The sequence below is a fragment of the Photobacterium sp. SKA34 genome (genome assembly GCF_000153325.1).
Lineage (GTDB): Bacteria > Pseudomonadota > Gammaproteobacteria > Enterobacterales > Vibrionaceae > Photobacterium.
In genome coordinates, this window is sequence record NZ_CH724143.1 from 591,715 (window position 1) to 607,167 (window position 15,453).

Sequence of the window (15,453 nt, forward strand, 5' to 3'; positions counted from 1 at the left end):
CGGTATTATGCGATCCACAAACATCGGGTGGCTTATTATTAGCTGCAACACGTGATTGTGAAGCTGAATTAATTGAAATTGCGACAAAATATGACATTTTGCTGGAAGCTATTGGTGAGTTAGAGCCGATGGATGGCGATACCTTAATCGAGATTTGCTAATGCAACGTCCCAATTGCGAAGATTTTCGCAGTCTGTTTGTTAATGATATACCGTTAATGGATATGCGTGCGCCAGTTGAGTTTACTCAAGGCGCATTTCCTACTTCTGTTAGCCGTCCTTTGATGACGGATGATGAGCGAGCAGCGGTAGGTACATGTTATAAAAATAAAGGCCAACAAGAAGCCATTAAACTGGGTCATGAATTAGTGCATGGCGAAGTGAAAGCCCAGCGTGTAGCTGAGTGGAAAGCGTTTTGTGAAGCGAATCCTAGCGGGTATTTATATTGTTTCCGTGGTGGTCTGCGATCTCAAATTACCCAACAGTGGCTTAAAGAAGCGGGGATTGATTTTCCTTTTATTACTGGTGGTTATAAAGCGCTTCGTCGTTTTTTAATTGATACCATTGATGAAATTGCGCAAAAGCCTACTGCGATTGTGGCGGGTAATACGGGCAATGGTAAAACCATTATGGTCAATGAGCTTACAAGCGGTATTGATCTTGAAGGTGCAGCCCATCACCGTGGCTCATCATTTGGTCGATTTGTGACACCACAGCGTCCTCAAATCGCGTTTGAAAATGACTTAGCTATTCAAATGTTGAAAAAACAGACGCGTGATGTTGAGCGTTTTATCTATGAAGATGAAGGCAAAAGTATTGGTTGCGTGATGGTGCCATTATCGCTTCAAGCATCGATGCAACAAGCGCCAATTGCTATTATTGAAGATCCAATGGACGTGCGTTTAGGCCGTTTATTGGATGATTATGTTATCACTATGCAACGTGATTATGTCGCCCATTACGGTGAAGAGCAAGGCTGGATCTTGTTTGAAGAATACCTTGAAAAAGGCATGTTTAATATTCGTAAGCGTTTAGGTTTAGAGCGTCATCAAGAAATACTCGATGCGCAGAAACATGCGATTAAAGTGATGCAATCAACGGGATCTGTGTCAGATCATTATGGCTGGTTAGTGCCTTTACTTGAACAATACTATGATCCAATGTATACCTATCAGTTAAGTAAAAAGGCAGCTCGCATTGTTTTTCGTGGTGATTATCAAGCAGTAAAAGCGTGGTTTGAAACGTAATTATAATGTGATTTGGTAACGTGAAATAGAAGCTGATCAGTTAATATCATCATTAACGATCAGCTTTTTTTATATCTATGAAGAAGACGTGGTAGGAATAAGATCTTTATTTGAGTTTATCAAGTCTAATAAGCGTTGGATGTATTGATGCCCAATTTGTGAATATTCGAGTAAGCCATGAGCTAATGCTTGTGCGGTGATTGGTTTATTGTCCTGTTGCAGTTGTGCGCGAATATTACGTAGTTCATTATAAGCATCATTGGTATTGATGTTATTAAAATAAGACTCTACTGCAGCATGGACAGAAGGAAAACTTTTCACTTCATGATAATGTTCAAGATCAACATCTAATGGTGGAATACCACACCCTTTGGTAAAGCACCATTCACCAAAATAACTATTTCCTTTTTCAGCAAAGCGTGATGTTCCCCATGATGATTCTAATGCTGCCTGCGCGAGAACTAATTGTGCAGGTATAACATTAACGCGTTTTAATAGCTCTGTTAGCCATTGCTGAGTAATTGCTTTTTTGGGTAATGGCAGGTCATATTGCTGACTAAGAGTAACAATGAAGTCATCATCTATTTCGATCTTGGCTGGATCTTTATTCAGGATTTTTAGTTGTTGGCGATCTTCTAAGATTTTTTGATTAGTTTCTTCAACAAACGGGTATAGATAGTCAAAGAAGACTTTCTTTTTTTCATCAATGTTGAGGAAGGAACCAAAGTTTGGTTTAGCTGGATAGCTGAAATCATTATGTTCAATAAAACTATGTAATAAGTCTTTCCCACCCCAGAGTAAGCCTAGCAGCAATACAACAGCGAATAGGGGCGTCAATGTTTTTAGGTTAAGCATTTATCTCTCTTATAAATCGACTGTGCAGTATTGATCAAAAAATATTTTATCACATTTTGGAAACAAAATTCGGCTTTGCTAACTGGTTTTATATCCAGTATTTCTTGCTGAGCTGCGCTGTTTTAGGTACAGTTTTAGCATTATTTACTGTCATTTAAAGATTTTGATGAGCCGTTTATACATTGCAGAAAAACCAAGTTTAGGCAGAGCGATTGCCGCAGTTCTCCCTAAACCTCATAAAAATAATAATGGTTATATCGAAGTTGGTAATGGCGATATTGTTACGTGGTGTATTGGACACCTACTTGAACAAGTCGAGCCTGATGCTTATAACGAGCGTTATAAAAAGTGGAATTTAAATGATTTACCAATAATTCCTGAAAAATGGCAGCTTATTCCACGTAAAGCGGCGAAACAACAATTAGCGGTAATTAAGAGGCTAGCAAAATCGGCTTCAGAAATAGTCCATGCTGGCGATCCTGATCGTGTACTGTTACGATCTTTCTATGGAATTCACTTATTACAATAAAAATAGTAAAAAGTGTGAAATCTTATTGAGGATTTTGAAATGGACTATGTGATATGGGTTCTTCCAAGTTTGAAAATAGATCAAACTTTTACCAGATGTATTAATCGAGATACAGGTGAAATAAATTTTAGTTGGAATGGGAAACCAAACATTATTAATAATATGCCTTTGTTATTTGAGGATACAGGAACTCCAGTATCAATTGTTAATAATTGGCTTATTTATTTAAAATCGACTAAATATAGAAAACAAGTTAATACTCAAGCTCAAGCTCTTCTACACTATTTCTATTTTCTTGATAAATTAAATATTAAATGGGATGAAATGCCAATAATTTCTCGCCATAAACCAACTTATCAATTTAGCCGACATCTTCAGGACTCTGTTAAAAGTGGTAATTTAGCCCGAACCACGGCAAATAATTATTTAGGTTCTGTTGTGAATTTTTATAAGTTTTATTTGGCTAAAGGTTATCAGTTTACAAATCCACCATTTAATTATGAAATAGCTAAAGTTAGGCTGGAAGGAAATCATGAGTATATGCGAGACAATTTTATTTATGTAAATACGACTGATATTAGATTGAATCTTCCTAAAAACACCAGCTTTGGGGGAGTATCGAGAGCCTTAATTCCTTTAAGTGACAGAGAGTGGGAATTAGTGGATGATGTCTGTCGTGTTAAATGTGAGGTTATTTCAAATCAAAATTATAAGAGCATTTCAGTAAAGCTTTCCCAAGAATATAGACTAACTATAGCCTTAGCTCGATATACAGGATTAAGACGAGAAGAACTGACTACATTTAGGGCTAAATTTGTTTATAAACCATCGAGCGAGCAACTTAAAAGTAAATATTTGATTCATACGGATGGTATTTTAATTTCACCTAAATTTGGCGTTAATACAAAAGGTTCAGGCAGTAGAACAATTGAGATGCCATCTGAATTAATGATCAACTTACATAAATATATAAATTCAAATAGATATATTAAACGTCGTAAATTATTTGAATTAAATTATCCTGATGAAATGGATAATCCTCCATTATTAATTACTCAAACTGGACATTATTATGCTCCTCACACTTTTAATGCTCGATGGGGAGAAGTTCGTAATACTGTAAGAAATAGTATTCCTCAATTCGATCATAAATTTCATAATCTTCGATCAACTTATGCTGTTAGTCGTTTAAAAGAACTTTTAAATAAAGGGGTTAAAGAAGGTGATGCTCTTGATTATATTCAATCTGTTATGGGGCATAAATCAAGAACTACGTTATTACACTATTTGAAATTTTGTAACGAAGATATTGGTGCTAATGCTACTTATGAGCAAGCATTGGAAATTATTTTAAAGGATTAATGGTGATTTGATTGGCATTTATTGGAAAAAAAACACGTAAAAATATAGATGTTAATATATTAGCTGATATAGATGTTATTTCTATACCTGTTGAAAACATGATTTTGAGGAATTTTGGTCATACTGTTTACTTTAAACGACTAGGCTATAAAAATTGTCCTACTGTTAAAGTCAAATCACAGGGGGCTATTTTTAATTTGAAGTCGAATGAACCTCTTATAGATATGAATCGATGGGATCAAGTTAGAGATATCTACTCTGCCTTAATTAAGATAGAGCGAAGTCCTCGAACAAAAATTAATATATTTAATGCAGTTGTTACATTAATCCAAAATTGTGATAAAAAAAATATTGAGGTAATTTTTTCTTCTGAGTCTATTAAGTTATTTGTGAGTGAGTTAAAAAGTCGTTATTTAGATGGAATTAAAGGGAAAACACTCATGCAAATTCAAAGTTCTATAAAAGCTCTTTTATTTGAAATTAATCCAGCTTTACTTGATGATCTTAAAAATGATTTTTTGTGTTTATCTGATGATACGTCACCAGTAGAACCTTATACTGATGCCGAAATTAAACAGATTGTTGTTGCGTTATATACAATATTTAACGCCTATAGAAAATCAATCCTAGCAAATGAAATACCTACTGTACATCCACTTTATGATGAAGATTTATTGCAAAATAATGGTAACTTCAATGAAAGTTTTACCGACTCCTCATGGAGGAAAAAAATCAAGTCTGGCAACAGTCCTGATACATGGAAAAATGATTTAATAAAAACAGCTTTCTATTTAACAAGTTTTTATACAGGTGCGAATGAATCTGCTCTGATTAACTTAAAGTTTTCTGATATTACATCTGAATCATTCAGTGAAACATCAAGAGGAAATTTTAAATTAAAAACCGTTAAAAATAGGCAGGCAGGTAAAGAAAATATATTGGATATTGGCTTTAGTAAAAGATCGAAGGAGTTTTTTGAAACTTGGTTAATATTAAGTAAATTGGTGACAAAAAATCAATCCGATTATGTATTTCCGAATATCATCAAAGGTAGAATTAGGCAATCATCCCCTGCAAATGCTGCTGTAACGATGAACAACACGTTTAAATTACTCGGTTTACCGTTACTCAGCACACAACGATTTAGAAAGACTAAAGCAACTCTTATAATGAGGGCGACTGAAAGTATATTTTCTGTTGCTGAAGGGTTGAATAATTCACCAGCTACAGTTTCAAAATATTATAGTAATGGTGATCCTATTAAAATGAACTTCTCTATTGCGAGGGCTTTAGATGTAAGGCAAAGGACTGTTATTGGTGAGCCATTAGATGAGGCAATTAAAAATAGCTCTTTTCAGTTTTCTGATCCAGTTAGAGAGAATTTTTTTATAAAAAACAACTTAGATAAACCAAGTATTCTTTCTAATGGATTACGGTGTAAAGAACCTTTTGGAAAAAAAGCAGAGAGGTTAAAAAGTAGTTTAATAAAAGCTGGTTTAGCAGAAAGTAATAGTAAGGTTGCTTGTTATAAATTTCTTGAATGCTTTGGCTGTGAACATCATGCTGTAATTGCTGAGGTTGATGATATTTGGTTATTATTATCATTTAGAGACATTATTTTAGATGCGTCATCTATGCCATCAATAAATACTGTACCTACTAATACTTTGACAAAAATAGTAAATACGATTGAATCTATTTTGGGAAGATTAAAATCTGAATATCGTGAAAATTACGATATTGGAGTGAAAAAATATAATGTTTCACCTCATCCATTGTGGTCTGACACAACTGATTTGACAACAATGATGGAGTTATTTTAGTTATGAAAAAGGTAATTATATCAGTATTAAATACGAATCAAGAAGATGATAACTCTAAGTTAAAAATAATTTCATATGATTCAGACGGTAATCCTTTTAGTTATTATAGTGATGACAAATGGATAATAATGAAGGAATCTGTTCATTTGAATTTTAAGAATCTTACTGGTGACTTTAAAAGTAAGTGTAAAGAACTTATTTATAATGAATTTAATAGTAATCGGTTGATTAACAAAAAAGGTATTGGGACTAAATATATTCAAGCTTTTGTTCTATTCGAAAAATGTATTACTAAATGTGGTGGTAATAGTATTAGTTATTTGAATTCAGACAAAGGTTTTCGTAATTTTATATTAGTGGCGAAAAAAAAGAAACTTAAATTAAAAACATGGAAAAACTACTTAATTATTTTTCCACTACTGAATGATGATGGTGTTCTCACTAGAAAAATTGAGAATGCTAATGCATTAGCTGTAATATTAGCAAGTGAAGCAAATATTACGCAACAAACCGTAGCGTTACCTGAGAATATTGCTTCATGTTATTTTAAGTCTGCATTAGAGGTAGTATCTAAATACCATCCTCACCGTAATAAAATTAGTGAAGTTTATCGTTCATTTCTTATTGATTACAATAATAATATTAAAGAAGGATATGGGATTCCAACTGCTAGAGGATATGCACAAAAATCGAATAGAAGCTATTTAAATGATATTGACATAACACTAGATCTAACAGGTCAATGGCTATCGTGGCTTAGGGGGGCATGTTACATAGTTATAGCTGGATTTACAGGCTGTAGAGATGGTGAAATTAAGTCTTTCAACCTTGATTCATACCAAGAGAAAGAATATGCAGGTATGACTATTCCTGTATTACATGGAGTCCATACAAAGCTTAATATTGCTGGTGTTGCTAGAAAAGCTAGTTGGGTGACTATACCAGCAGTAAAAGATGCTATTGAGCTTGTTTGGTGTGCTTATGAATTTGTGCGTGAAATGTGGAAAGATCGTGCTACTACATTAACTCACATAGATGAACAGAATAAAATGATTCGAGATGCAGAGAATCTTTTCTTATCATATAGCCCAACAGCAACCTATGCAGCAGCAGGAAGCCAAGCAATTGATAAGTCAATAAAAAGCTTTGTTAAATCTACTGGCTATGTAGCTAGTGCTAAAGATATCAAAGAATTTGAACTTTTGAATCCAACGAGAAAAGGTGAACTTAAATTAGGTGAGGTATTAATCCCTAATCCTCATTGTTTTAGGCGTACTTTTGCGGTTTATTTAGTGAGAAATAAATTGGCTTCATTACTCGATCTTAAATATCAGTTTAAACATATGAATATTGCTATGACATCTTGGTATTCTAATCAAGCCAATGTGGCTGGCTATTTTGATATGATGCTGGATAAAGAATTAAAAATGGATATAGCACAGGAAAATCATGATTTTATGACTGATACGCTTTATTACATTTACAATGAAGCCGAATCGCTATCAGGTATTGAAGGTAAGCGCATTATGTCACTGCGAGGAGAAGATAAATCATCTATTTATTTAAGTAGAGAAGAAATATCTCAGCAGGTGAAAAATGGTCAAATGTCGATTATTGAGACTCCTGTTGGTCATTGTACTAATCCTCAGTGTAACCGTATTTGTGATATGCCTGAATGTAAATATGAAGTTATAACGAAAAAAACAGCGTTATCTCTTGTCTCTAAGCACCAATTACTTATTCATAAGTTTGAACAATTGGTTGCCCATGGCGTTAAAATGCCTAATATTTTGTCTAAAATTTATTATGACATTAAGTCCATGGAAAAATGTTTTGATGAACATAAAATAACAGTAAAAAAATTCACTCATGATATTAACGTAACGCTTTTATAAGAATATTTATGGTAGATCAATCAGATAGAGGTAAGGAAACTTTAATTCGGCTTGAACAAGCGTTACAGAGACTTGTGGATGGTAATCCAATCAAGACTAAGCCTGATGGTCGAATTAGTTTAAAACGCATTAACGATGAAGCAGGATTGAGTTCTGGTGGTATCTATTACTATTCATCTTTTGTTGAAACGGCAAAAAAAACGATTCAATTACGTCGTCAACAAGATAGTACAGATAAAACCAAAGTTAATAATGAACGACTTAATAAACTCAGAGAGCAAAGAGAAAAAGAGAAAACTTTAAAGGAAAAATATAAAGAACAACGAGATCAGATTAAAACGTTTTGCGATCAAGTGGTTGCTCACAATGCTCAGTTAGAGTTTACCTTATTTGAAGCGTTAGAAAAAATATCCTATTTAGAACAAGAGCTGGCTTCATACAAAGTTAGTTCTATTAATGGTAAGAAGTAATGAGATTATTCATAGCTGAAAAACCGAGTTTAGCTCGTGCATTAGTTGATGTACTGCCAAAACCACATCAAAAAAGTGATGGCTTTATAAAAGCAGGTAATGGTGATGTTGTAACATGGTGCATTGGTCATCTTTTAGAGCAAGCAGAGCCTGAAGCTTATAATCCTGAATATAAGAAATGGAGCATTTCTCATCTTCCTATTATACCTAATGAATGGAAGTTGGTCGTAAAACCAAAAACCAGAAAACAATTTACGATAGTTAAAAAGCTGATTAAAGAAGCTGATGTTCTGGTTAATATGGGCGATCCTGATCGTGTTGGTCAAATATTAGTAGATGAAGTTATTAATCATGCTGGTGTTTCTAAAGCAAAACGCGAAGCTGTTCAGCGATGTTTAATAAGTGATTTAAACCCTGTTGCTGTTAAGAAAGCATTAAATAATTTACGAAAGAATACTGATTTTATTCCATTAGCGACTTCTGCCTTAGCTCGTGCGCGTGCAGATTGGCTCTATGGTATGAATATGACTCGGTTATGTACATTACAGGGACAAAAATCAGGTTATAGTGGCGTTCTTTCTATTGGGCGAGTTCAAACACCCATTCTTGGATTAGTTGTTTTTCGTGATCTAGAAATTGAAGACTTTGTTTCTAAGCCGTTTTATGAAGTGCTAGCGACGATTACTACAAAACAGGGTGAAACATATCAAGCTAAGTGGAAGCCAAGTGCTGCCTGTGAATCTTATATGGATGAAGATAATCGAGTCTTATCTAAAGCATTAGCTGAAAATGTGATAGCCCGAATAAAGGGAAAAGAAGGTAAAATTACTGCTGTAAAAGAAGATAAAAAAAAGCAGGCACCTCCTTTACCGTATAGTTTATCGACTCTACAAATTGATGCTTCAAAACGCTTTGGAATGAGTGCTCAAACGGTACTTGATACATGTCAGCAACTTTATGAGCGTCATAAACTAATTACTTATCCTCGATCTGACTCTCGTCATTTACCGAAAGAACATCTTAATGATGTAAAACAAGTTACTGCCGCTATTGGTTCAACGTGTGCAGGTTTACGTAATGCTGTTGAGAACGCAAATTTAACTCTGAAAAGTAAGGCATGGAATGATGCAAAGGTGACAGCCCACCATGCAATTATACCCACATCGAAATCATCAGATACGAGTCGTTTATCGTCAGCCGAAGCTAATATTTATGAACTTGTTGCTAGGCAATATCTAATGCAGTTTTATCCAGCTTTTGAGTATATGGAAAAGCAGGTTGATACTGAGATTAGTGGCGGTTTATTTATAGCTAAGCAAAAAGAAGTTGTATCAGATGGTTGGAAAGTCTTATTTCCAACGAAAAATACAACTTCAAAAAATAGTGATGATGATTTTTCAGCTAAAAAACTGCCGAATGTTAGAACGGGCGAACATGTCCAATGTATTAATGCCGATCTGATTAGTAAGCAAACGACACCACCGAAGTATTTTACTGATGCTACGTTACTTTCTGCTATGACTGGTATTGCACGTTATGTAACCGATCTAACGATAAAAAAGGTATTAAGAGATACTGATGGATTAGGCACTGAAGCAACAAGAGCTGGAATTATCGAATTATTGTTTAAGCGTCAATTTTTAGTACGTAAAGGAAAAGAAATTAGAGCAACAGATGTTGGTCGTCAGCTCATTACTACATTACCGAAGCAGATGGTAATTCCTGATATGACGGCTCATTGGGAGTCACAACTCGAAGCGATTAGTCAGCGTGAGATGAAGTATAGCGATTTTATGAACCCATTAACGGATAGATTAAATCAACTACTTAACGATGTTCAGCAAGTAAGTTTTCGAGGATTACAAGGGAAAGGAAGTTTTAAGTCTAAGCCAAAGAGAAGAGCTAAACGTAATTGATACTTTTTTAAACTGGTTTATAGGGGTACATAGTTATATTAACAATCAAAAGTAAATATAACTTATGTGAGGTAATTATAAGATATAAATTAAAATTCTTGACAAATCCACCGCTTAAATTGAAAATAAAAGATAATCTTTACGCGTTAGAAGCGTTGCTGACTTCATCTGGTGTATCACTAGAATATTTTATTGTTTATATTTTGATCACGGTCACGACAAAAATCGCTTCGCGATTTGTTGCCGCAACCGTGCCCATCTAGGTAAAGATTAAAACGGCCTCATAATGAGGCCGTTTTTTTTAGTGTTGGTTGAATGAAAAATATTAAAGAGCTTACCTCTACATTCCTTGCTAATGTTGAAGTAGAAAAAATTAGTTTAAAAAACCTCCCAAACTACATATTTTTTTGTGGTGGTGGGCTAAATGGTAACGACTTGTCAAACCTTAGCAAAGATCAAGAATGCCAAGTTAAATCTTTACGTGGTGCAGTGTTGCATTACCTTAGCTGTAAAGAAAAAGAATTATTTCAAGATGTTATTCTGGCAGAGAAATTTCATGATTGGTTAGAAGATGCAAATATTAATAATCTTATTGATTTTGAAGTATTATTAGCTGGACTTGCAGCAGCTGTTATACTCGTAGTTGAAGGCCCAGGAGCTTATGCTGAGCTTGGGGTATTTAGCGTTATGCCACAGATATCTTCTAAACTAATAACAATTTACAATACAAATAATGTTAGTGATGGTCAAAAGACATTTATAGAGTGGGGGCCGATTAAGTATCTTGAAAAGAATGAGAAAAAGGTTTTACGACATGAATGGATAGTTAACTATCAAGTAGAAAACAACATAATATCTCAAACAATTGAAAATGAAGATGAATTTAAGGCATTAGTAAATCTCATTGGTTGTCAGTTAGTGGCTGATATTCAAGTACAGAGTAAGCAGACTTCCACTTTTTCAACAGATAATCCTTCTGATATATGTCTATTAGTTGCTGATTTAATATATATTTTTTCTGCACTTAAGCTAAGGGAAATTAAAATGTATATAAATGAGTACTTAAAAATAGATCTTGAAGAGAAAGTTCTAAAAGAGTACCTGTATTCTTTAAAAAACTTAGGACTAATAAAAGAAAAAAATGCTGGGGCAAAGTATTTTTTACCTACAGATAAGAATCAAGGATTTATTAAATACCACTTTAGAAAAGAGTTTGGAAATGAAAATAATCTTTCTGCTAGTTCAGTAAAAGGGATGTTGCTTAATATGTATTTAACAAATAGTGGTGAGAAAGAAAGACAGTTTGCTATGGGGTTTAATTTTTGATATGAAAAGTTTATTAGAAATTTCAAAGTTTACAGGAAAGGATGTTACAGAAATAATATCTAATTATCTAACTGCGCCTAGGAAGTATAAAGAATTTAAAATAAAAAAAAGAAGTGGTGGATTTAGAACTATTTCTCAACCTTCAAAAGATGTCAAAATTTATCAGTATGCAATTATAGAAAATGTTCTTAATAATTTGTCAATTCATGATTCAGCTACTGCATATCGAAAAGGGAAATCGATTTATCATAATGCTTTTCCTCATAAAGATTCGATGTGGATTCTTAAATTAGATTTTAAAGACTTTTTTCATTCAATAAGACCTGAACATCTTAAATCTTACTTATTGGATGAGATCAAAGGGATTTCGAGTATAGAGGTAGATATTTTAAACCACTATTTGTTCTGGATGGATAAAACTGACAGAAAACTTAAACTTAGTATTGGTGCTCCTTCTTCTCCGATCGTTTCAAATATTATAATGTATAAGTTTGACGAAAATGTAAGTAATATCTGCTCCAAATTTAATGTGATTTATACTCGATATGCGGATGATTTAACCTTATCTGCCAATTCAAGAGAATGTCTCCTTGAAACCGAAAAAGAATTAAAGGCACTCGTTGAAGAAACACAAATACCGCTGTTAGTTTTAAATGATAAAAAACGAGTACTTATTGGTGAGCATAAATCAAAAAGGATAACGGGAGTTGTTATTACTCATGAAAGTAAATTATCTGTAGGACGGTATAAAAGGAAAAAAGTGAAAGCGATGCTTCATTTATACGCAAATGGTAAGCTGAATGAGGAAGATATTCCAATTTTACATGGAACATTAGCATATATAAAAAGTATCGAAGATAATTACTATAGATCTCTTCGAGATAAGTATAGTGATGCTTTTTTTACGAAACTGTATCAGGAATCTTTTAGTATTTCCGAACGAAAATATTTAGGAAAAGAATAAATTATGGAAATAAAAAAGTATAATAAGGATTACGATAATGTTATTTTTTAGATCTTTCTTTTATGTTATTGGGGTCGTCAGTGCTGTATTGACGATACTTAGCTCTGTTAATAAAGACTTTCCTCGGTACTTCGATGGGTGTGCTATACAGATTTATATTACTATAGCTATTATTTGTTTTATTGTATCTTTATTTCTTACAAGAGAAAGAAAGAGTATAGGAATTAAAGTTTCTGATAGGGTTCATTTAAAAGTAAAATATGGAGATATCTTTTCAGAAAAAGGAATTATTGTTATACCTGTAAATGATTTTTTTGATGTACTAGCTGACGATAAGATAATATCTAGAAACACTTTACATGGGAAGTTAATAGAGAAATATTTTTCAGATGATATTGATTTTTTGAATTCAGAAATTGAGAATAGATTAAGTATATATACGGGAGAACTTGTTTCTAATAGACAAGATGGTAATAAAGTAAGATACCCATTAGGTACAACGATAAAAATTCAAAAAGATAATCAAGTTTTTTTTCTTGTTGCTTTTACTCGATTTGATAAAAATAATAGAGCTCAGTTAACAAACTTAGAGTATCAAGAGACAGTGATAAAACTTATTGATTTTATTGAAAACAATTCAAATGGTTATATAGTTAATATGCCTTTACTTGGCGCTGGTCATTCGGGAGTTAAAGCTTCAAAACAAAGGTTGCTCGAGTTCTTGATTTTTTCACTAAAGATAAAAGATAATTTAACTTTGGTAAATGGAATTAATATCATTTTATATAAATCTCCTAAGAAAGATATTAGCCTTAAATTGATAAAATATTATTATGATGTAACAAAGTAATTAAGAAAACTTATTTTATTAGATTAATTATATTTAATTGTAAGACTTTTCATTATCCTATCAGATCTTAAATTTTTTCTGTAATGCTGTAATGCTGTAATGCTGTAATGCTGTAATGCTGTAATGCTGTAATGCTGTAATGCTGTAATGCTGTAATGCTGTAATGCTGTAATGCTGTAATGCTGTAATGCTGTAATGCTGTAATGCTGTAATGCTGTAATGCTGTAATGCTGTAATGCTGTAATGCTGTTATAAGGTTATTTTTCATATAATTTTTGGTTTAATTAGGCTTAATGATGTTAGATGCTTAATATGATTCTGTTGTGCTTTAATTTGAATAGTTAGACATATTATTATCAGTGCTATATTAAAGGTAATCATAAAAACAAGAGAATGTAGTAGATAGCTCTAATCTTTGTTCCCTTCGACGGAAGGGATTTATGAGTTAAAAACAGCAAAAGTATGAAAATGGATATTTACCTTTAAAATCAGTTGATTAAATTATTTGTCAAAAATTACTTGTAATATTGATCGTGAAGGGCAATTGCTGGTGGATGAGGTAATAGATTACGCTAAATTACCAGCAACAAAGAAAAAGACTGCATTACGGTTACTTATTTCTGATCTTAACCCTGCCGCGGTTAAAAAAGCGTTATCTTCCATGCGCAGTAATCATGATTTTGTACCATTGTCGGTATCAGCATTGGCTCGCTCGAGGGCTGATTGGCTTTATGGTATGAACATGACTCGAGCTTATACGTTACTTGGGCAAAAGGGTGGTTATCGAGGGGTATTGTCTGTTGGGCGAGTACAAACACCGATTTTAGGTTTAGTGGTGCGCCGTGATGATGAGATCGCGAATTTTATTCCTAAGCCTTTTTATGATGTGTTTGCACTTATTCCTTATGCAGAGCAAGAGATTCAGGCGCGATGGCTGCCAAGTAAAGCTTGCGAGCCTTATCAAGATGAAGAGGGAAGAATACTCAGTCGGCAGCTTTGTGAAAATGTGGTGAGTCGTATAAAAGGGCAACCCGCGGAAGTCACAGAATCTGAGCGTAAAGAAACCAAGCAAGCTGCGCCTTTGCCTTACTCTTTATCAGCATTACAAATTGATGCTGCTAAACGTTATGGTATGAGTGCGGCTGATGTTTTAAGTACTTGTCAGTCGTTGTATGAAAAGCATAAAGTGATCACTTACCCACGTTCTGATAGTCGCTATTTACCTAATGATCATTTCAAGCAAGCCGGCGAGGTTTGCCGTGCTATTGCTAATACTGACAATAGCTTATCGAATGCAGTCTCTGGTGCAAATACATCATTAAAATCCAAAGCATGGAATGATAAAAAAGTGGATGCTCACCATGCGATTATCCCCACGCCAAAAGCGGTAAACCCACAAAGCTTAAGCTCAAGTGAAGCGAAGATTTATCAACTAGTGGCAAGACAATATTTGATGCAATTTTACTCTGCTGCGATTTATGCGGAAGCTAAGTTAGTCTTTACTATCGCTAAAGGGCTTTTTGTAGCCAAAGGGCGTCAACTAATGGATGTGGGCTGGCGGGTATTATTAGGACGAGATGATAAAAGCGATGATAACGATCTGGCAGATAAAGTACCGCCATTGAAGAAAGGGACGGTATTAACCTGTCGAGATGGTGTAATAAAAGACAAAATGACCGAGCCTCCCAAAGCATTTACGGAAGCGACCTTATTGCAAGCAATGACGGGAATAGCTCGCTTTGTTTCTGATCCATCGTTAAAGAAAATCTTACGTGATACTGATGGTTTGGGCACTGAAGCAACGCGAGCCGGTATTTTAGAGATTTTATTTAAGCGTCAGTTATTACATCGACAAGGTAAAACAATTCATGCAACAGAGGCTGGGAGAGGCTTAATTTATGCTTTACCGCATGAAGCGACCTATCCTGATATGACTGCGCATTGGGAACATCAGCTACAGGATATGGCAGATAAAAAATATGCTTATCAACCCTTTATGGGCGCATTAGAGGTACAGGTAACAGCCTTGATGGAAAAAGTTAAAGTTACAGATATTCCACAAAGCTTACGCGATCTAAAGTCACCTGAATGGAGTAAAGGAGGAGCTAAGCGTCGATACTCAAAGAAAACAGCAAGTGCAAAATCTTCATCTAATACAGCGGGTAAAACAAAAACAACACGCAAACGAAAGCCAAAAGAAAAATAGAAGGTACAGAG

12 protein-coding genes and 2 pseudogenes are annotated in these 15,453 nt (G+C 34.0%); 12 read left to right on the plus strand and 2 right to left on the minus strand.

Translation table 11 applies throughout. From position 1 onward, the window contains the following. Both SKA34_RS23220 and mnmH read left to right on the plus strand, forming a co-directional pair. Positions 1–161, plus strand: a pseudogene (locus SKA34_RS23220) (selenide, water dikinase SelD); the annotation flags it as partial. After that, on the plus strand, positions 161–1,246 hold the full coding sequence (gene mnmH, locus SKA34_RS15600) for a tRNA 2-selenouridine(34) synthase MnmH (RefSeq protein WP_006646499.1): 1,086 nt from the start codon (positions 161–163) through the stop codon (positions 1,244–1,246). The pseudogene SKA34_RS23220 and the gene mnmH, both read left to right, overlap by 1 nt. 75 nt (positions 1,247–1,321) lie before the next feature. Here the strand turns inward: mnmH and SKA34_RS15605 are convergent, their stop codons facing one another. Beyond that, positions 1,322–2,101, minus strand: coding sequence for a glucosaminidase domain-containing protein (locus SKA34_RS15605; RefSeq protein WP_006646500.1), 780 nt, complete (start codon positions 2,099–2,101; stop codon positions 1,322–1,324). Between the two features lie 166 nt (positions 2,102–2,267). Here SKA34_RS15605 and SKA34_RS15610 point away from each other — a divergent pair. The 9 genes and pseudogenes from SKA34_RS15610 to SKA34_RS15650 form a co-directional block, all read left to right on the plus strand. Next, positions 2,268–2,588 (plus strand): annotated as a pseudogene (locus tag SKA34_RS15610) (toprim domain-containing protein); the annotation flags it as partial. Between the two features lie 81 nt (positions 2,589–2,669). Beyond that, positions 2,670–3,992: a site-specific integrase gene (locus tag SKA34_RS15615; RefSeq protein ID WP_006646502.1), complete on the plus strand. Its 1,323-nt coding sequence runs from the start codon at positions 2,670–2,672 to the stop codon at positions 3,990–3,992. Positions 3,993–4,003: 11 nt separating this feature from the next. After that, positions 4,004–5,815, plus strand: coding sequence for a site-specific integrase (locus SKA34_RS15620; RefSeq protein WP_006646503.1), 1,812 nt, complete (start codon positions 4,004–4,006; stop codon positions 5,813–5,815). A gap of 2 nt (positions 5,816–5,817) precedes the next feature. Beyond that, complete coding sequence (locus SKA34_RS15625; protein WP_006646504.1) at positions 5,818–7,710, plus strand: site-specific integrase; 1,893 nt, start codon at positions 5,818–5,820, stop codon at positions 7,708–7,710. Between the two features lie 8 nt (positions 7,711–7,718). Then, positions 7,719–8,180, plus strand: coding sequence for a hypothetical protein (locus SKA34_RS15630; RefSeq protein WP_006646505.1), 462 nt, complete (start codon positions 7,719–7,721; stop codon positions 8,178–8,180). Then, entirely contained in the window at positions 8,180–10,096 is a 1,917-nt protein-coding gene (locus tag SKA34_RS15635) for a DNA topoisomerase III (protein ID WP_006646506.1), read from the plus strand. The genes SKA34_RS15630 and SKA34_RS15635 overlap by 1 nt, the downstream gene beginning before the upstream one ends. A 315-nt stretch (positions 10,097–10,411) precedes the next feature. Next, positions 10,412–11,422 carry a retron St85 family effector protein gene (locus SKA34_RS15640; RefSeq protein WP_006646507.1) on the plus strand — a complete coding sequence of 337 codons (1,011 nt, stop codon included), beginning with the start codon at positions 10,412–10,414 and terminating at the stop codon, positions 11,420–11,422. Position 11,423: 1 nt separating this feature from the next. Next, positions 11,424–12,386 carry a retron St85 family RNA-directed DNA polymerase gene (locus SKA34_RS15645; RefSeq protein WP_039860712.1) on the plus strand — a complete coding sequence of 321 codons (963 nt, stop codon included), beginning with the start codon at positions 11,424–11,426 and terminating at the stop codon, positions 12,384–12,386. Positions 12,387–12,423: 37 nt separating this feature from the next. Beyond that, the gene (locus SKA34_RS15650; protein ID WP_006646509.1) at positions 12,424–13,236 is read left to right on the plus strand and encodes a macro domain-containing protein; all 813 of its coding nucleotides are present in this window, start codon (positions 12,424–12,426) and stop codon (positions 13,234–13,236) included. A 67-nt stretch (positions 13,237–13,303) separates the two neighbouring features. On the opposite strand, the gene SKA34_RS15655 is transcribed toward SKA34_RS15650, so the two are convergent. Then, a complete protein-coding gene (locus SKA34_RS15655; protein ID WP_006646511.1) occupies positions 13,304–13,504 on the minus strand; it encodes a hypothetical protein in 201 nt (66 codons plus the stop codon). Positions 13,505–13,741: 237 nt separating this feature from the next. Between SKA34_RS15655 and SKA34_RS15660 the strand changes: the two genes are divergently transcribed. Further along, a complete protein-coding gene (locus SKA34_RS15660; RefSeq protein WP_006646512.1) occupies positions 13,742–15,442 on the plus strand; it encodes a DNA topoisomerase III in 1,701 nt (566 codons plus the stop codon). Positions 15,443–15,453: the final 11 nt, after the last annotated feature.